The 16,865-nt window shown below is 60.3% G+C and carries 16 protein-coding genes and 1 tRNA gene; 5 read left to right on the top strand and 12 right to left on the bottom strand.

Annotated features, from left to right (window positions below):
• Positions 1-68 precede the first annotated feature (68 nt).
• Positions 69-1,847, top strand: a complete 1,779-nt coding sequence (locus tag D8U61_RS14430) for an acyl-CoA dehydrogenase C-terminal domain-containing protein (protein ID WP_130927162.1) — start codon at positions 69-71, stop codon at positions 1,845-1,847.
• Positions 1,848-2,075: 228 nt separating this feature from the next.
• Here the strand turns inward: D8U61_RS14430 and D8U61_RS14425 are convergent, their stop codons facing one another.
• Positions 2,076-2,990: a LysR family transcriptional regulator gene (locus D8U61_RS14425; RefSeq protein WP_130927161.1), complete on the bottom strand. Its 915-nt coding sequence runs from the start codon at positions 2,988-2,990 to the stop codon at positions 2,076-2,078.
• Between the two features lie 169 nt (positions 2,991-3,159).
• Between D8U61_RS14425 and D8U61_RS14420 the strand changes: the two genes are divergently transcribed.
• The 4 genes from D8U61_RS14420 to D8U61_RS14405 all read left to right on the top strand — a co-directional run bounded on the left by D8U61_RS14420 (position 3,160) and on the right by D8U61_RS14405 (position 5,560).
• Positions 3,160-4,386 (top strand): aminotransferase class III-fold pyridoxal phosphate-dependent enzyme, encoded by a 1,227-nt coding sequence (locus tag D8U61_RS14420; RefSeq protein ID WP_130927160.1) that lies wholly within the window; start codon positions 3,160-3,162, stop codon positions 4,384-4,386.
• 250 nt (positions 4,387-4,636) lie between these two features.
• Positions 4,637-4,993 (top strand): type II toxin-antitoxin system RelE/ParE family toxin, encoded by a 357-nt coding sequence (locus tag D8U61_RS14415; protein WP_123443830.1) that lies wholly within the window; start codon positions 4,637-4,639, stop codon positions 4,991-4,993.
• On the top strand, positions 4,986-5,306 hold the full coding sequence (locus tag D8U61_RS14410) for a DNA-binding transcriptional regulator (protein ID WP_039757682.1): 321 nt from the start codon (positions 4,986-4,988) through the stop codon (positions 5,304-5,306). Before D8U61_RS14415 ends, D8U61_RS14410 begins: the two co-directional genes overlap by 8 nt.
• Positions 5,307-5,401: 95 nt before the next feature.
• Entirely contained in the window at positions 5,402-5,560 is a 159-nt protein-coding gene (locus D8U61_RS14405) for a YqaE/Pmp3 family membrane protein (RefSeq protein ID WP_003228885.1), read from the top strand.
• 142 nt (positions 5,561-5,702) lie between these two features.
• Here the strand turns inward: D8U61_RS14405 and D8U61_RS14400 are convergent, their stop codons facing one another.
• The 11 genes from D8U61_RS14400 to D8U61_RS14350 form a co-directional block, all read right to left on the bottom strand.
• Entirely contained in the window at positions 5,703-7,502 is a 1,800-nt protein-coding gene (locus D8U61_RS14400; protein WP_130888252.1) for a S9 family peptidase, read from the bottom strand.
• Positions 7,468-8,628 (bottom strand): pyrroloquinoline quinone biosynthesis protein PqqE, encoded by a 1,161-nt coding sequence (gene pqqE, locus D8U61_RS14395; protein WP_125925504.1) that lies wholly within the window; start codon positions 8,626-8,628, stop codon positions 7,468-7,470. The genes D8U61_RS14400 and pqqE overlap by 35 nt, the downstream gene beginning before the upstream one ends.
• Positions 8,600-8,875, bottom strand: a complete 276-nt coding sequence (gene pqqD / locus D8U61_RS14390; protein ID WP_016772874.1) for a pyrroloquinoline quinone biosynthesis peptide chaperone PqqD — start codon at positions 8,873-8,875, stop codon at positions 8,600-8,602. Before pqqD ends, pqqE begins: the two co-directional genes overlap by 29 nt.
• Entirely contained in the window at positions 8,872-9,624 is a 753-nt protein-coding gene (pqqC, locus tag D8U61_RS14385; RefSeq protein WP_130927159.1) for a pyrroloquinoline-quinone synthase PqqC, read from the bottom strand. The genes pqqD and pqqC overlap by 4 nt, the downstream gene beginning before the upstream one ends.
• A 139-nt stretch (positions 9,625-9,763) precedes the next feature.
• Positions 9,764-10,675: a pyrroloquinoline quinone biosynthesis protein PqqB gene (gene pqqB, locus D8U61_RS14380; protein WP_130927158.1), complete on the bottom strand. Its 912-nt coding sequence runs from the start codon at positions 10,673-10,675 to the stop codon at positions 9,764-9,766.
• An 81-nt stretch (positions 10,676-10,756) separates the two neighbouring features.
• Positions 10,757-10,831: a pyrroloquinoline quinone precursor peptide PqqA gene (gene pqqA / locus D8U61_RS14375; RefSeq protein WP_003444522.1), complete on the bottom strand. Its 75-nt coding sequence runs from the start codon at positions 10,829-10,831 to the stop codon at positions 10,757-10,759.
• A gap of 156 nt (positions 10,832-10,987) precedes the next feature.
• Entirely contained in the window at positions 10,988-13,399 is a 2,412-nt protein-coding gene (pqqF, locus tag D8U61_RS14370) for a pyrroloquinoline quinone biosynthesis protein PqqF (protein ID WP_130927157.1), read from the bottom strand.
• 38 nt (positions 13,400-13,437) lie between these two features.
• Positions 13,438-14,232, bottom strand: a complete 795-nt coding sequence (locus D8U61_RS14365) for a carbon-nitrogen hydrolase family protein (RefSeq protein WP_130927156.1) — start codon at positions 14,230-14,232, stop codon at positions 13,438-13,440.
• Between the two features lie 12 nt (positions 14,233-14,244).
• Positions 14,245-15,927 carry an NAD(P)/FAD-dependent oxidoreductase gene (locus D8U61_RS14360; protein ID WP_016772878.1) on the bottom strand — a complete coding sequence of 561 codons (1,683 nt, stop codon included), beginning with the start codon at positions 15,925-15,927 and terminating at the stop codon, positions 14,245-14,247.
• A gap of 215 nt (positions 15,928-16,142) precedes the next feature.
• Positions 16,143-16,604, bottom strand: coding sequence for an Lrp/AsnC family transcriptional regulator (locus tag D8U61_RS14355; protein WP_016772879.1), 462 nt, complete (start codon positions 16,602-16,604; stop codon positions 16,143-16,145).
• Positions 16,605-16,783: 179 nt separating this feature from the next.
• Positions 16,784-16,860: transfer RNA gene (locus D8U61_RS14350), tRNA-Ile, on the bottom strand.
• Positions 16,861-16,865 lie beyond the last annotated feature (5 nt).

The following is a 16,865-nucleotide window of genomic DNA, read 5'->3' as shown; positions in this document are numbered from 1 at the left end:
TTGAGGTACACTCGGGCTCAGAAAACATCATTCCACGAACCACCTGTTTAGATCTTGCGAGGTTTGCCATGGCTGACTACAAAGCGCCGCTGCGCGATATGCGCTTCGTCCTCAATGAAGTGTTCGAAGTCGCCAAACTCTGGGCCGAGCTGCCGGCGCTGGCCGAGACCGTCGACGCCGAAACCGTTGAAGCGATTCTCGAAGAGGCCGGCAAGGTCACCAGCAAAAGCATCGCGCCACTGAGCCGTGCCGCTGACGAGGAAGGTTGCCATTGGGCGGACGGTGCCGTCACCACGCCGGCCGGTTTCCCACAGGCCTATCAGACTTATGCCGAAGGCGGCTGGGTCGGCGTCGGCGGTGATCCGGCCTACGGCGGCATGGGCATGCCCAAAGCCGTGTCGGCGCAGGTCGAGGAAATGGTCAACTCCGCCAGCCTGGCGTTCGGTCTGTATCCGATGCTGACCGCCGGCGCCTGCCTGTCGATCAATGCCCACGCCAGTGAAGAACTGAAAGCTGCGTACCTGCCGAACATGTACGCCGGCATCTGGGCCGGTTCCATGTGCCTGACCGAGCCGCACGCCGGCACCGACCTGGGGATCATTCGCACCAAAGCCGAACCTCAGGCCGACGGTTCCTACAAGGTCAGCGGCACCAAGATCTTCATCACCGGCGGCGAGCACGACCTCACCGAAAACATCATTCATCTGGTACTGGCCAAGCTGCCGGACGCCCCGCCCGGTCCGAAAGGCATTTCGCTGTTCCTGGTGCCGAAGTTCATGGTCAATGCCGACGGCAGCCTTGGTGCGCGTAACCCGGCCAACTGCGGTTCGATCGAGCACAAGATGGGCATCCAGGCCTCGGCGACCTGCGTGATGAACTTCGACGAAGCCGTCGGCTATCTGGTCGGCGAGCCGAACAAAGGCCTGGCCGCGATGTTCACCATGATGAACTACGAGCGCCTGGGCGTTGGTATTCAAGGCCTGGCTACAGGCGAGCGCTCTTATCAGAACGCTGTTGAATATGCGCGCGATCGTCTGCAGAGCCGTTCGCCGACCGGTGCGCAGAACAAGGACAAAGTCGCTGACCCGATCATCGTCCACCCGGACGTGCGACGCATGCTGCTGACCATGAAAGCCTCGAACGAAGGCGGCCGTGCGTTCTCCACGTATGTGGCGATGCAACTGGACACCGCCAAGTTCAGTGAAGACGCGACCACCCGCAAGCGCGCGGAAGATCTGGTGGCGTTGCTGACGCCGGTAGCGAAAGCCTTTCTGACCGACCTGGGTCTGGAAACCACTGTCCACGGCCAGCAGATTTTCGGCGGCCACGGCTACATCCGCGAGTGGGGCCAGGAGCAACTGGTGCGTGACGTGCGCATCACCCAGATCTACGAAGGCACCAACGGTATCCAGGCGCTGGACCTGGTCGGGCGCAAGATCGTTGGCAGCGGCGGCGCGTTCTACCAGCTGTTCGCTGACGAGATCCGCCATTTCACCGCAACCGCCAGTGCCGATCTGGGCGAGTTCACCAAGCCGTTGAACGATGCCGTCGACACCCTCGACGAGCTGACCGCGTGGCTGCTGGACCGGGCAAAAAACAATCCGAACGAAATCGGCGCGGCCTCGGTCGAATATTTGCAAGCGTTCGGATACACCGCTTACGCCTACATGTGGGCGTTGATGGCCAAAGCCGCGCTGGGCAAGGAAGCGCAGGAGGATTTCTATGCGAGCAAGCTGGGCACCGCACGCTTCTATTTCGCCCGTTTGCTGCCGCGTATCCACTCGTTGAGCGCGTCGGTCAAGGCCGGTAGCGAGTCGCTGTTCCTGCTGGATGCGGCACAGTTTTGATCCTGTAGACGTCATGTAAGCATTTGCTTACGTGACGTGCTGCTGTTCTCCCATATCCGTATATTGGATCCACGGCTAATCTACATTTCATGGACGTCGCGCAGGAAGCGCAAAGTAAACAACACGGACACGTAGGATTCTGCCAGGGTGGCGGAGTGAAATGGATGTCAGGGAAACAGTCTGCAAAGCCCCGCTTCGGCGGGGTTTTCTTTTGCCTAAAGGAAAGTTTCAGGCGAGCGGATCGAGGGGCGGCTTCACTTCGCGATCGATCACCTCTTCAAGCAATGTCCGCAGCAATGCCAACGAGGCCTGCTGGCGTTGCACATCTCGGCACACCAGGCCGATTTGCAACGGTACCCGTGGCTCGCTTAGCGGTTTCCACAGCAGATCGGCATCGTCGTATTCCTTTTGCGAACGTCCCGGCAGTACCGTCGCCAGCCGGGTGTGCGGCAGGCTGTCGAGAATCCCCAACATATTGTTCAGCTCGGCCTGCACCTGCGGGCGTCGTCCGAGGCTGGTCAGTTGTGCCTGCCAGATCTGCCGGATCTGAAACTCCTCACCGAGCAGCAGCATTGGCAGCTCAGCAGCCTGGCGCATCGAGACTTTCTTGAACTCGCGCAAGGGATGGTCGGCCGGGATGACCAGCGTCAGTTCATCTTCATACAGCAACACCCCGTGCAGACCGGGTTGGCGCGGCGGCAGATAGCTGATGCCGATGTCCAGCGAACCATTGAGCAGACGCCGTTCGATTTCCAGCCCCGTAAGTTCATAGATCTGCACCACCAGATGCGGCTGCGCCTTGCGCACACGCTCGAGCATTTGCGGCACGAGGCTGGTGTGCACCGTTTGCAGCACACCAATAGCCAGTGTGCGCAATGCCTGACCCTTGAAATTGCCCAACGCCTCGCGCGCCCGCTGCAAGCCATCGAGCAGCGGCAACGCGTGGTTGTACAGCGTGTGCGCAGCGAGGGTCGGCAGCAGGCGTTTACTGCTGCGTTCGAACAGGGTGACGTCGAGATTCTGCTCCAGCTGACGGATCTGTTGCGACAGCGCGGGTTGCGAGATCGAGAGGCGCTCAGCCGCACGGCCGACATGGCCTTCTTCGTAGACCGCGACGAAATAACGCAGTTGTTTGAAATCCATAAGTAGCGCTTATCGAAATGGCTGTGAAATCGAAATGGCCTGGAGCCGTTTGCGCGCCTAGTCTAACCGCATTCGCAAGGCTTGCAGGGCCAGAAAGCGTGACGAATTCCATTTGCTTCGTTCGTGATTACATAGGCAGTTCAAAAAACCTCCAGCGAGGTTTTTGCTCATGAATCTGTTCAGTTTGCGGCGCCAGACGCCGAGTCTGGATGACCTCTGCTTCGAGGCGGGGCCATCCGCTATGACCGACCATCTCAATGCCCAACGCCTGATGCCCAGTGTCGAGCGGCCGCATCAAGTGTTCGCTCGCGGCCAGGGTTCCTGGCTGTGGGACAGCAATGATCGCGCCTACCTCGACTTTTCTCAGGCAGGCGGCGCCAACAGCCTTGGCCACAGCCCCACGGCGCTGGTCAAAGCCATCGCCAATCAGGCCCAGGCGCTGATCAATCCCGGCTGCAATCTGCATAATCGCGGCATGCTCAGCCTCGCCGAACGTTTGTGCGCCAGCACGTCCAGCGATCAGGCCTACCTGCTCAACAGTGGCGCCGAGGCTTGTGAGGCGGCAATCAAACTGGCGCGCAAATGGGGGCAGCTGCATCGCGGCGGCGCCTCGCGGATCATCATGGCGCAGCAGGGTTGCCATGGCCGCAGTCTGGCGACGGTCGATCGAGTGCCATTCAACGACCTGCCGGCGCTGCACGCGGCGGTTGATGCGCAGACCGTGGCAATCATGCTGGAGCCGATCCAAAGCGATGCCGGGGTCATTCCGGCGACCGAGCACTACCTCAAAGGGGTCGAGCGACTGTGTCGTGACCTGGGCATTCTGCTGATTCTCGACGAAGTGCAGACCGGTATGGGCCGCTGCGGCAGCTTGCTTGCCGAACAGTCCTATGGGATTCGCGCCGATATCGTCGTGCTCGGCAAAGGCCTCGGCGGCGGCTTGCCGCTGGCGGCCTTACTGGCGCGAGGCAAGGCCTGCTGTTTCGCCATCGGCGAGCTGAGCGGCACTCATCACGGCAACGCCTTGATCACGGCGGCCGGTCTGGTAGTGCTCGACAGCATCCATGACCGCAGCTTCCTTCAGCAGGTCAACGACAACGGCCAGCACCTGCGCGAAGGCCTGGCGCGACTGGCCCACCGCTACGGCCACGGCGAGTTGCGCGGCCAAGGCCTGTTCCATGGGCTGACGCTGTCCGACGAATGCGCCGACGCCGTCGTCCATGCCGCACTGCACGAAGGCCTGATATTGAACGCCGCGCAGCCTGACTGCCTGCGCTTTACCCCCGCCCTCACTGTCAGCAAAGCCAACATCGACGAAATGCTCCTGCGCTTGGGCCGCGCCTTCTCGCGAGTGCGCACCGCCCAGTTGCAATGCCGCAAGGGCATTGCCGTCTGAGCTGAGCAGCTCCAACCGATTACCCGAACCGTCTCGCGGTATAACGCACGCCCCACGCCTGATTCTTTTGGCGTGGGGCGTTTTTTTGTGGCCGGGTTTTACAGACGGGATTTAGAGCTTGAGGGATCGTACCGCGGATGGTCTTTTAGAGAATACCAGCAAGGGATGCGGCTACGGGCTGATCGGTATCACCGAAAAAGCCGTTTTGCGATCTGTACCACTAGGTGGTATGTTTTTGGAAGGGATACCTATGCCATTGAGGCTGTTCAAGACCAGGCGCTTCGCCCTTCAGGCCAGCAGGGCGTGGATCACAGATGAAGAGTTGCAGGAGGCGTTTCACCAGATGCTTCAGGGACAGGCGGACGATCTTGGCGGAGGCGTGTGGAAGAAGCGCTTGAAGGCGAACCGCCACCGTTCGATTGTTTTGGCAAAAGGTGGACATTACTGGATCTACCAAGTGCTTTTCGCCAAGCAGGATCAAAGCAATATCACGCCAACAGAATTGAAGGATTTACGTAAATTGGCAAAGGTTTATGCGCAACTGACCGAAGCGCAGATCAGCGACTTGTTGGCGATGAAGGAGTTTGTGGAGATATGTCATGAGTAAGAAATTCAAAAGTGAAGTCTTTGAATCGATACACGAATCAGCCGGGGCGTTGCTTGCTGTCGGAGCAATCAACAAAGCAACGATGCGAGAATTCGATGACTCCTGTCTGGCATCGGTTCCCTTGGCGATCCCGGCTGAGGAGATCAAGGCGCTACGCGAGCGTAACAAGGTCAGCCAGCCGGTGTTTGCACGCTATCTCAACACCAGTGCATCCACGGTCAAACAATGGGAATCGGGTGACAAACATCCCAGCGGTATGGCGCTCAAACTACTGAGCATCGTACAAAAACACGGGTTGAAAATTCTCGCTTGAGCCTGACGCAGCTATTGCACTGAACCCTGACGAACGGCGCAGGTCGATTAGCTTGTATGGCTCAAGTGAGCCAACCCCCATTCAGGAGCTGCCCCATGGATTTCATTCGTATCATCATCGCTATTCTGTTGCCGCCACTGGGCGTGTTTCTGCAGGTCGGGTTTGGCGGGGCGTTCTGGCTGAACATTCTGCTGACGTTGTGCGGCTACATTCCGGGGATCGTGCATGCGGTGTATATCATCGCCAAGCGTTGAGTTCAGTGGCGTCTGATCAATAGCTATCGCGGGCAAGCCCGCTCCCACAGTGTTATGAGTGATGACAATTTTTGTGTACACCAAATAACCTGTGGGAGCGGGCTTGCCCGCGATTGGAGCGACGCAGTCTCAAAGTGAGGGCTCAGTCAGTCAGCCCCATCACCCGCCGATAAAACGTCCACTCCTGCTCCAGTGCATGCGCCTGGTTGGCCGCGCGACGAAAGCCGTGGCGTTCGTCAGGGTAGTAATGCGCCTCGACCGGGATGCCGTTGTGCTCCAGCGCCGCGACCATGTCGCGGGTCTGTTGCGGCACGACCACCGCGTCCAGTTCACCCTGGAAGAAAATCACCGGCACGCGAATATTGTCTGCGTGCAGCAATGGCGTGCGGGCGGCATAGCGTTCGGCATCTCGCTCGGGATCGCCGATCAGCCAGTCCAGATAATCGCCCTCGAACTTGTGCGTGGCCCGTGCCAAAGCCACCGGATCGCTGACGCCATAGAGGCTGGCGCCTGCGCGGAAAACCTGCCTGAACGCCAGTGCGCACAATGTGGTGTAACCACCTGCACTGCCACCGCGAATGAACGCGCGGTCGCCATCGATCAAACCTTGGTCAGCGAGATAACTCACCACCGCGCAGGCATCCTCGACATCCACCTCGCCCCAGCGCAAATGCAGCGCTTGCCGATATTCGCGACCATAGCCACTGCTGCCGCGATAGTTGAGGTCGGCGACGGCAAAGCCGCGCTGCGTCCAGTACTGGATGCGCGGATCGAGGATCGGATAGCACGCCGACGTCGGGCCGCCGTGGATAAACACTACCAGCGGCGGTTTCGCTTCACCGCTCATGGCCGGGTAAAAGAAACCGTGTGCCTCGCCGGAGCCGCTCGGATAACGCAAGGTCTGCGGACGGCTGATGCGTTCGGCAGGCAATGGAGCCACGCCGCCAGCGAGGATTTTCGCTGCATGAGAGACACGATCAATGGCAATCACTGCTGACGGGCTCACCGGCGTTGCGGCAATGCAATAGATGAACTGTTGATCCATCGCCAGGTGGCGGAAGCGGCTGTAGTCGCCGCTGAAATCTTCATCGCCAAGGGCCAGGCGACCGAAACCGGCCTCGGTCCAACTGGCTAAATAATGATCGCCGACAGGCAGCCAAGTGCAGCCGCCAAGCTGCCACGGCGCCGGCGCGTGATCGGCCTCGGCACTCGGTAGCGCGTGCAAGCCATCGGACGTTTCGACCCACGGCTGCCAGTAGCCGCCACGATCTGTCAGGCAGTAGAGCCGGCCGTCGGCGTCGAAACGCGGCTGCTGGATCGACTCCTCGATCTGCTCGCCGGCAATACAACGAGGCGCAGAAAAATCACCGTCCGCGACCATCAACCGCGTCGAGGTCCACGGCTGATGCGGTCGGCTCCACTCGATCCACGCCAGCCGCCGGCCGTCCGGGCTCAGCGTTGGCGACGCATAGAAATCCGCACCTTCGGCCAGCACCTGTCGCGTACCGCTCGCCAGATCGATCGCCACCAGGCGATGTCGATCCTGCTGCTCTTCGACCGCCAACACCCGGCCAGCGGCGAATTGCAGATCGCCGTAGCGGCAGTCAGTCGACGTCAGCGCGACCGGCTCGCCATCCAGCGCCTGCCGATACATCTGCTGATCCGCTTCATTGACGAAAACCACCCCGTCAGGCGTCAGACAAAACGCACCACCGCCATATTCGTACACGCGGCTACGCACGCTGAAACCGTCCGGCGTCAGACGTTTCGCCACGCCATCGCGGCAATGCCAGATCCGGCATGCGGCATCCTCGGGGCGGTATTCATTCCAGAACACACCATGGGCGCCGAGCTGCAGTTCGGCGAAGTCGGTTCCGGCGGCGACGGCTTGGGCGGCGCTGAAAGGCTCAGCCCTTGGCGATGAGGCGTGAGTTTCGTTCATTGCGAAAGGCCAGTTGTTCGATGGTTTGAGTGGCGCTCTCGGCTTCTTCGCGGGCCTTGAGGATCACGCCGTGATGTTCGGACTTGCTGCACACCGGGTCGGCATTACTGGCGTCGCCGGTGAGCATGAACGCCTGGCAGCGGCAGCCGCCGAAGTCTTTTTCTTTCTCGTCGCAAGAGCGGCAGGGCTCGGGCATCCAGTCGTAACCGCGAAAACGGTTGAAGCCGAACGAGTCATACCAGATGTGTTGCATGCTGTGATCGCGCACGTTGGGAAACTGCACCGGCATCTGGCGGGCACCATGGCAGGGCAGGGCGGTGCCGTCCGGGGTGACGGTCAGGAAGATGCTGCCCCAGCCGTTCATGCAGGCTTTCGGGCGTTCTTCGTAGTAGTCCGGAGTGACGAAAATCAGCTTGCATGGATGCCCTTCGGCTTCCAGTCTGGCGCGGTATTCGTTGGTGATGCGTTCGGCGCGCACCAGTTGTTCCTTGGTCGGTAACAGGCCAACGCGGTTGAGCTGCGCCCAGCCGTAGAACTGGCAAGTGGCGAGTTCGACGAAGTCAGCCTCCAGCGCAATGCACAGCTCGATGATGCGGTCGATCTTGTCGATGTTGTGCCGATGGGTGACGAAGTTCAGCACCATCGGATAGCCGTGGGCCTTCACCGCACGAGCCATTTCCAGCTTCTGTGCAAAGGCCTTTTTCGAGCCCGCGAGCAGGTTGTTCACTTGCTCGTCGCTGGCCTGAAAACTGATCTGGATGTGATCAAGCCCGGCCTTTTTGAAGTCGCTGATTTTCTGCTCGGTCAGGCCAATGCCGGAGGTGATCAGGTTGGTGTAGAAACCCAACTGCCGCGCTTCACGGATAAGTTCGGCCAAGTCCTGACGCACCAGCGGTTCGCCGCCGGAAAAGCCCAATTGCGCCGCGCCCATCTCCCGCGCTTCGCGGAACACCTTGATCCATTGCTCGGTGGTCAGCTCTTTGCCCTGCTCGGCAAAATCCAGTGGATTGGAGCAGTACGGGCATTGCAGCGGGCAGCGGTAAGTCAGCTCGGCGAGCAACCACAGCGGCAGGCCGACTTCCGGTTTGGCCGGCAGATCAGCCAAGGGTGAGCCAGTGTTGCTCACGGGCAACCTCCATGAATTGCTCGACGTCGTCACCGAGCTCGGGCACGCCGGGGAACTGCTTGTCCAGTTCGGCAATGATCGCCGCGACATCACGCTCACCGTCAATCAGGCCGCCAATCAGCGCGGCCGTTTCGTTGAGCTTGATCATGCCTTCCGGATACAGCAAGACATGGCCCTTTTGCGCCGGCTCGTATTGGAAGCGATAGCCCGGGCGCCAGCTCGGCACTTTGCTGCGGTCGAAACTCATAAGATGATTCCTTTATGCCAGACCCGTTGTTCGGTCACGCTGTGATACGGCGGACGGTTCAGTTCATAGGCCATGCTCATGGCATCGAGCATGCTCCAAAGAATGTCCAGTTTGAACTGGAGAATTTCCAGCATGCGCTCCTGGCCTTCGCGGGTCTTGTAATGCTCAAGGGTGATCGCCAGCCCATGTTCGACGTCACGCCGCGCCTGACCGAGACGGGTGCGGAAGTATTCGTAACCGGCCGGGTCGATCCATGGGTAATGCTGCGGCCAGCTGTCCAGACGCGACTGGTGGATCTGCGGCGCGAACAGTTCGGTCAGAGAGCTGCTGGCGGCCTCCTGCCAACTGGCGCGACGGGCGAAGTTGACGTAGGCATCGACGGCGAAACGCACGCCGGGCAGCACCAGTTCCTGGGAGCGCAATTGGTCCGGATCGAGGCCAACAGCCTGGCCCAGACGCAGCCAGGCTTCGATGCCGCCATCTTCACCGGGTGCGCCGTCGTGGTCGAGCAAGCGCTGAATCCACTCGCGGCGGATTTCCCGATCCGGGCAATTGGCAAGGATCGCCGCGTCTTTCAGGGGAATGTTCACCTGATAGTAGAAGCGGTTGGCGACCCAGCCCTGAATCTGCTCGCGGGTCGCGCGGCCTTCGTACATCGCCACGTGGTACGGGTGGTAGATGTGGTAATAGGCGCCTTTGGCGCGCAGGGCCGCTTCGAATTCGATGGGGGACAGCGGGGTGTCGGTCATGTCTGTTCTCCGGGAACAACCCTGGAAATCTCTGGTGTCTGTGCTGGCCTCTTCGCGAGCAGGCTCGCTCCCACAGTTGATCGCATTCCATTGTAGGAGTGAGCCTGCTCGCGATAGACCGCGCAGCGGTCTCGATTGCTTAAAGCACGATACTCATGCCATCAAACGCTACTTCAACGTCACGCCGCGCAAGTTCGGCACGCTCCGGCGAATCCTCGTCGAGGATCGGGTTGGTGTTGTTGATGTGGATAAGCACCTTGCGTTGCTCGGGCAACTGCTCCAGCACTTCGAGCATGCCGCCGGCGCCGTTCTGTGCCAGATGGCCCATCTCGCGACCGGTGCGGGTGCCGACGCCACGGCGCTGCATTTCATCGTCATCCCACAGTGTGCCGTCGACCAGCAGGCAATCGCTGTCCGCCATGATTTCCAGCAGCGGCGCATCGACCTTGCCCAGCCCTGGCGCGTAGAACAGCTTGCCGCCAGTGTTGAGGTCTTCAACGATCAAACCGATGTTGTCGCCCGGATGCGGATCGAAACGGTGCGGCGAATACGGCGGCGCGGCGCTGCGCAACGGTAACGGTGTGAAACGCAGGTTCGGGCAGGCCGCTACGGTGAAGCTCTGGTCGAGCTCGATACGGTTCCAGTCCAGCCCGCCATTCCAGTGGGTGAGCATTTTGAACAAGGGAAAACCGGTGCTCAGGTCTTCGTGAACCATGTCCGTGCACCAGACCTGATGCGGGCAGCCTTCGCGCAGGCTGAGCAGGCCGGTGGTGTGGTCGATCTGGCTGTCCATCAGGATGATCGCGCTGATGCCGGTGTCGCGCAGGGCGCGGCCCGGTTGCATCGGGGCGAAGCTTTGCAGTTGCGCGCGGATGTCCGGCGAGGCATTGCACAGCACCCAGTTAACGCCGTCATCGGAAATGGCGATGGACGATTGGGTACGGGCCTTGGCGTTCAGGCTGCCGTCGCGAAAGCCTGCGCAGTTGACGCAGTTGCAGTTCCACTGCGGAAAACCGCCACCGGCGGCCGAACCCAGAATCTGGACGAACATGAACGCTCCATCATTTCAACGCGGAAAATAAAACGCCTCGGCGAGCCGAGGCGTTGCACTGCGATTCTGCGTAAGCAGAACTCAGCGGCTGGCGAAGTACATGGTGACTTCGAAGCCGATACGCAGGTCGGTGTAAGCAGGTTTGGTCCAGGCCATGAGATGTCTCCTTCTGAGGGTTGGGATAGCGCTATCCATAGTTATAGTCCACGGCAGCGCGGTGATGTTCCAATTAGTTAGGCGGCTATGTTACTCAAAATTTCAACGCCGTGACCCGTGAATCTTTGAGAAAGCTCCTTGCAGCCTCGGTAATGATCAGTTTGTCGCTTGCCACGGCGCGTCCGGCATCGATTCATTGGCCAGGCAGTGCCAGCCGCCCTCGGCGTTGATCAGACGCTGTGCAGCATCGAGTAAAGCCTCGCGATTCAGCTGCTGAATCGCCGCGACCAACTGCTCACGATAATCGGACGAATGGCCAGCGAGTTTGCCCTGCCACAGCAGCTCGGCGGCATCCTTGGTGGACAGCGTGGCGTCGTCGAACTGAACGGCGAGGCTTTGGCGCTGTTGCTTAAGGCTTGCGTCATCGAGCGTTTCGATCAACGCGGGGATGTTTTTCAGGAACTCTTGAATGTGTTCGAGCAACTCGGCGGCCGAAGTCGTCGGCGATTGTGCGCCAAAGACAATCGCGGTCCTGCCGTGCAATTGACGCAGCGCGCTGAACACGGCGTACCCCAATTGCAATTCGACGCGCAGGCGCTGGTAAAAAGGCGTCTGGCACAGCTGAGCCAGAAGGCGCCATGCAGCTTCATCAGCGATGTCGCGGCTGGCAGTCGGGCAGACCAGCAGCAAGACGTGTTCGCTGGAGGCCGTGTTGATCTGGCTCCAGTGGAACTGGCCTTGTGTGGTTGGCATGACCGGTAGCTGATTGTCCGGTGTGCCGGGAATGCGGCTCAGCGCCAGGCCCAAGGCTGATTGGGTTTGTTGGTTGAGGCCTAGAGCGAGGCCGTCCCAGCGCGAAGTTGTCCACAGCTGATTGGCGTCATCGCTGGTTTCAATCGTGGGCAGGGATTTCTCTGGCAACGCTTCGAGTAGTTGGCGGATCGGCATCGACGGTATCTGCACCGCGTCGCGCGGCGAATCGGCGTCGATCATCGTCAGACATTTCAGCGCATGCTCGAGGACGCTGGGCATCGGTTCCTGTAATCCGCTCATTTTCAGCAGCCATTGGTTACCTGTGGCGCTGAAAGACAAGTCCACTCCGGCTTCGGACGCATCCTGTCGGGTCTGGCGCAGACTGCGCTGCAATCTGGAGAGCAGATCTGCGCTGGCCGCCGCCTCGACCTGCCAGCGCAGATAGATCGCGCCTTCATCGCTGTTGTCCGGCAGCGCCTGACTGAAATGCATCGGCGAACGTTCGCGACGGCTGCGCGAGCGATCCTGGGCGAACGTGCGCAGGCCACGGTGGGCGCTGGTCTGGCCGCGAATCAGCCCGGCGTTGGCCAGCGGTTCACTGGCGCGCAAGAAAGGATTGGCGGCGGGCAGATGCCAATGATCGCTGAAGTTATCCACAACGCCGATCTCGCGAAGGATGTGCTCAAGTGCGGTAGCGCCGGATTCGGACAGGCCGAATGCTTGCTGCTCGAGATCGAGCCGTGCCACTTGCAACGCGCCGCTGACTTGCTGCTGGCGCTGAAGCAGGGCGGCGTATTCCTCGCGCAACGGCGTCCAGTCCTGACGGTCGAAGAAGCTCAGCCAATCCAGCAGCCGTTCGCGAATGGTATCCAGGCGGTCGCCGTCGGCATGGAATTGAAGATGCAGCAGCGCTTGGCCGGCGAACTGGTAAAGCGGCGTGGCTTTCAGGCTGTCAGCCAGATTCTGTTGATGCAGGTATGCGAGCAATCCACCAGGTTTTGCGCTATTCAACCAATGACAGAGAAAAGCCATCGCCTCGGCGGATGACTCGGGCAACGCGTCGAAAGCAAATAACAGGTTCGTGTGAGCGCCGACCTTTTGATAACTTTTCACTGCCAACGGTGGCGGTGCGGCCTGGGCAACTTTATCCCCAACCGGCAACACCGCTGCGAATTGCTGCGCCAGCTCCCGAAGCTCATCGATACTTTGTGGCCCGACCAGACTCAGGCTCATTTGCCCGGTTCGATAAAAGCGCTGATGGAAGTCTTGCAGCGCCGACTGAAACCCAGGCGATTCGACCTGCAAGCTGCCCCGATTGCCCGCATGAAACCCACGCAACGGATGCTCCGTTGGCAAACCTTCATACAAGGCAAACTGCTGCTGCGCTGTCGGATCCTGCGACCAGGCGACGAATTCGGCCTGCAGCACTTCTCGTTCACGCAGTTGATCGTCCAGATTCATACGTGGCCGGGCGAGCATGTCTGACAAACGCTCGAGCCCCGCGCTGAAGGACGACACAGGCAACTCGAAGAAAAAGTCCGTGGTGCGCTCGCGGGTGCTGGCATTCACCTGCCCGCCGTGACGTTGCACGTAGGCCATCAGCCCTTCGTCTGTGGGAAAACGCTCGGTGCCGAGAAACAGCAAATGCTCGAGAAAATGCGCCAGCCCCGGCCATGCCAGCGGCACGTCATGACTGCCGGCCGCCACGCGCAACGCCGCAGCGCTGCGCTTGAGACCGGGCACGTGGCGCAGGGTCACGTGCAGGCCGTTGGCCAGGGTTTCAGAGTGGGGGCGGGGATGAGTCGGCGCGGGCATGGGCACTTCCAGAACAGTGAAGTGCCCATGCTAGCGGATTAGCGGCGGTTGAGCGCGCCGTAAAGCTCCGGGCGGCGATCGCTGAGATAGCGATTGGCCTGACGTGAGTCGCTCATCAGTTGTCGATCCAGTTCACCGACGATCAACGCCTCGTCCAGTCCTGCCAGGGCGATACGGCTGCCGTCCGGCGCGGCAATGCTGCTTTGCCCACAGTACTGAATATCGCCTTCATGCCCGCAGTAATTGGCGTAAGCCACGTAGCACTGGTTTTCGAAGGCGCGGGCACGCACGGTGACATCGGCAACGAAATCGAATGGAATCATGTTGGCCGTCGGCACCACGATCAGCTCGGCGCCGGTCAAGGCCAGGCGCCGCGCGTTTTCCGGAAACTCCAGGTCGTAGCAGATCAGGAAGCCGAGCTTCCAGCCGTTCAATTCAACCACCGGCAAGTCGGAGTCACCGGGGCTGAACATCGACCGGTCGAGATCGCCAAACAGATGCGACTTTCGATAGTTGCACAGGCGCTCGCCGTGGGCGTCGATCAGTTGCACGGCGTTGTAGATCTGCCCGTCGGCGGTGCGCTCCGGATAACCGTAAACGATCGCCAGACCCGCAGCCTTGGCAATCCGGCCGATCTGCTGCGCCCATTCACCGTTGTAGACCTCGGCCAGCGTGCTCACCGCTTCGGCGCCGATGTTGTAGCCGGTCATGAACATTTCCGGCAGCACCAGCAGGTCGGCGCCCTTGGCCTCCATCGCTACCTGATGCAGGCGCTGCAGGTTGGCGGCGGGGTCCAGTGGCAGCGGTGGACATTGGTAAACGGCTACGCGCATCGGGGTATCCTCTTACTCGGGCAGGGCGATAGGGCCGATGTCTTTGAACACATCACCCGGGCCCGGGTTCTCTTTATGTGTCGAACCGCCGAAATGTTTCATGATGCCCCACACCGCGTTGAGCGAGGTCTGCACCGCGCCTTCGACCCACGCCGGGGTCCACGACACGTCGTCGCCGGCGATGAAAATCCCGCGCTGCTCGGCCGGCATATCGTCCTGCATGAAGTGCGCATACATGCGCTGGTTGTAGCGGTAATGGCCGGGCAGGGCGCCCTTGAAGGCACCGAGGAAGTACGGATCGGCTTCCCACGACACGGTGATCGGATCGCCGATGATCCGTGCGGCGATGTCGACTTTCGGGTAGATCTTTTTCAGCGCGTTCAATGCCAGTTCAACGCGTTTTTCTACCGGATGCGGGAGCATTTTCAGCGCGTCGCTCATCCACGAGTAAGACAGGCAGATCACTCCCGGCTTGTCGTCGCCGTTGTCGAACAGATAGGTGCCACGGGTCAGGCGATCGGTGAGGGTCATGCTCATCACATCGCGGCCGGTCTCCGGATCCTTGTCCTTCCAGAATGGTCGGTCGACCATCACGAAGGTTTTCGACGACTGCATGTAGCGCGTGCGGTCGAGGGCCATCCACATCTTCTGCGAGAACAGGGTTTCGTCGCATTCGATCTGAGTGGTCAGCAGCCAGCTCTGGCAGGTTGTCAGGACGGCGGCGTATTCGCGGGTGTCACCGTTGTTGTCGGTTACGGCGAAACGGCCTTGCGGTGCGTGGGCAATCTTCTTCACACCGGAACGCGGTGCGCCACGGTGCAGGGATTTCAGGCTGGTGCCGGCCGGCCAGTGCACGCAGCGCTCCGGCACATGGCGCCAGATGCCCTGTGGCACCTGCTCGACGCCACCGACCACCAGGTGCTGGTGATCGTCGCAATTGGTCATTACCACGCGGAAGATTTCCAGCATCGAATTGGGAAAGTCCGAATCCCAGCCGCCGGTGCCGAAACCGACCTGACCGAACACTTCGCGGTGCTGGAACGACAATTTGGCGAAGGCTTTCGAGGTGGCGACGAAGTCGTAAAAGGTCCGGTCGTCCCACAGCGGCACCAGCTTGTTCCACAACTCTTTCAGGCGCGGCACATCGCGATCACGGATGGCTTGCTGAATGTCGGAGAACTGCGAACCGGCTTCCAGCGCATCTGCCCAGGCGTCAGCCACTTCCTGAAACAATGCAGGAAGATCCTTCAGGCTTTCGGCGTAATAGGTTTCGCCCTCCAGATCGATCACGGTACTGCCAGACGCGCCGGTCAGCGGGTTGGGGAAGGGCTTGGTTTCGAGGCCGAGCTTGTCGACGTAGTGGTAGAACGCTGTGGAGGAGACCGGAAAGCGCATGCCACCGAGCTCGGCGACGATGGCATCGGTGCCGTTGAATGCCTGCGAGCGCAGACGACCACCGAGTTTCGACGCCTCGTACACCACCGGCTTCAAACCGAGTTTCATCAGTTCATACGCAGCCACCAGACCGGCAATACCCGCGCCGACAATCGCCACCTCAGCGCCATGGTGCTGCTCGGGAATGCTGCCCAGCCCGGCGGGATGCTCGATCCAGTCGTCAAACGCGAACGGAAAGTCCGGACCGAAAATGGTGACTGGTTTTTTTCCGTCTGCAGGATGGCGATTGTTCTTGTTCATGGCTGACCTTATTGGCGACCCGACGCAGGATTCGCGTCTGAGTATAGGAAAAGATGCCAGCCATTCTAGGGAGCGTGGAGCGCGTTAATAAGACGCAATGTGTCGTCGTTTTGCCTGATTGTTGTGCAGATTGACGATTGCAGGCTGCATACCGACCAAAGAAGTGGGAGCGGGCGTGCTTGCGAAGCGGCTCAGCCAGAATGCCCGGCCAATGCTCAGACCGGCTGCCCGCGATCAATCTTGCTGCTCAGAATGATCGAAGTCGTGGTTTTCTCCACCCCATCGACGCTGCCAATCTGATCCAGCAACTGATCGAGCTGCTCCGGCGAATCGGTGCGCAACCACGCGACATAATCAAACTCGCCACTCACTGCGCACAACTGCTGCACCTGCGCCATCGCACTCAAGCGCCGCAGCACGTCCTTGCCGGAACGCGGCTGCACCTTGATCCCAACGTAGGCCTGCAAGCCACCATCGACCACACGCTGACCCAAGCGCACGCCATAACCGGTGATTACCTTGGCCTTTTCCAGGCGGGCCAGACGCGACGTCACCGTCGTGCGAGCAATGCCTAGCTGACGGGCGAGCATGGCCACGCTTTCGCGGGCGTTGATTTGCAGCGCGGCGATCAGTTGGCGGTCGATTTCGTCGAGGATGGGTTGGCGGGTGTCTGGCAAGGGGGACTCCGGTGGCATGGGACAATCAGGTTAAGGATGGTACAGGGACAATCGCGTTGGGGCTTTCTGCGTTCTCTCAAACGGATTTTCCTGCGCAGTTCCAGAACGTTGCGCCCGCCAAGACGAAACCCAACCACTCGCCCACAAAAAAGCCGCGCATTCAGCGCGGCTTTTCAATTTGGTGGGCCCACACGGACTCGAACCGTGGACCAAAGGATTATGAGTCCTCTGCTCTAACCAACTGAGCTATAGGCCCTCAGT

The sequence above is a fragment of the Pseudomonas sp. Sample_14 genome (assembly GCF_004307515.1).
GTDB lineage: Bacteria > Pseudomonadota > Gammaproteobacteria > Pseudomonadales > Pseudomonadaceae > Aquipseudomonas > Aquipseudomonas atacamensis.
The sequence above is the reverse complement of the archived record's forward strand: the minus strand, read 5'-3'. Positions and strand labels throughout refer to the sequence as shown.

Bases quoted from the DNA above. Each gene is read 5' to 3' on its own strand.
- D8U61_RS14430 (WP_130927162.1), top strand. From the start codon at position 69: ATGGCTGACTACAAAGCGCCGCTGCGCGATATGCGCTTCGTCCTCAAT.
- D8U61_RS14425 (WP_130927161.1), bottom strand. From the start codon at position 2,990: ATGGATTTCAAACAACTGCGTTATTTCGTCGCGGTCTACGAAGAAGGC.
- D8U61_RS14420 (WP_130927160.1), top strand. From the start codon at position 3,160: ATGAATCTGTTCAGTTTGCGGCGCCAGACGCCGAGTCTGGATGACCTC.
- D8U61_RS14415 (WP_123443830.1), top strand. From the start codon at position 4,637: ATGCCATTGAGGCTGTTCAAGACCAGGCGCTTCGCCCTTCAGGCCAGC.
- D8U61_RS14410 (WP_039757682.1), top strand. From the start codon at position 4,986: ATGAGTAAGAAATTCAAAAGTGAAGTCTTTGAATCGATACACGAATCA.
- D8U61_RS14405 (WP_003228885.1), top strand. From the start codon at position 5,402: ATGGATTTCATTCGTATCATCATCGCTATTCTGTTGCCGCCACTGGGC.
- D8U61_RS14400 (WP_130888252.1), bottom strand. From the start codon at position 7,502: ATGAACGAAACTCACGCCTCATCGCCAAGGGCTGAGCCTTTCAGCGCC.
- pqqD (WP_016772874.1), bottom strand. From the start codon at position 8,875: ATGAGTTTCGACCGCAGCAAAGTGCCGAGCTGGCGCCCGGGCTATCGC.
- pqqC (WP_130927159.1), bottom strand. From the start codon at position 9,624: ATGACCGACACCCCGCTGTCCCCCATCGAATTCGAAGCGGCCCTGCGC.
- pqqB (WP_130927158.1), bottom strand. From the start codon at position 10,675: ATGTTCGTCCAGATTCTGGGTTCGGCCGCCGGTGGCGGTTTTCCGCAG.
- pqqF (WP_130927157.1), bottom strand. From the start codon at position 13,399: ATGCCCGCGCCGACTCATCCCCGCCCCCACTCTGAAACCCTGGCCAAC.
- D8U61_RS14365 (WP_130927156.1), bottom strand. From the start codon at position 14,232: ATGCGCGTAGCCGTTTACCAATGTCCACCGCTGCCACTGGACCCCGCC.
- D8U61_RS14360 (WP_016772878.1), bottom strand. From the start codon at position 15,927: ATGAACAAGAACAATCGCCATCCTGCAGACGGAAAAAAACCAGTCACC.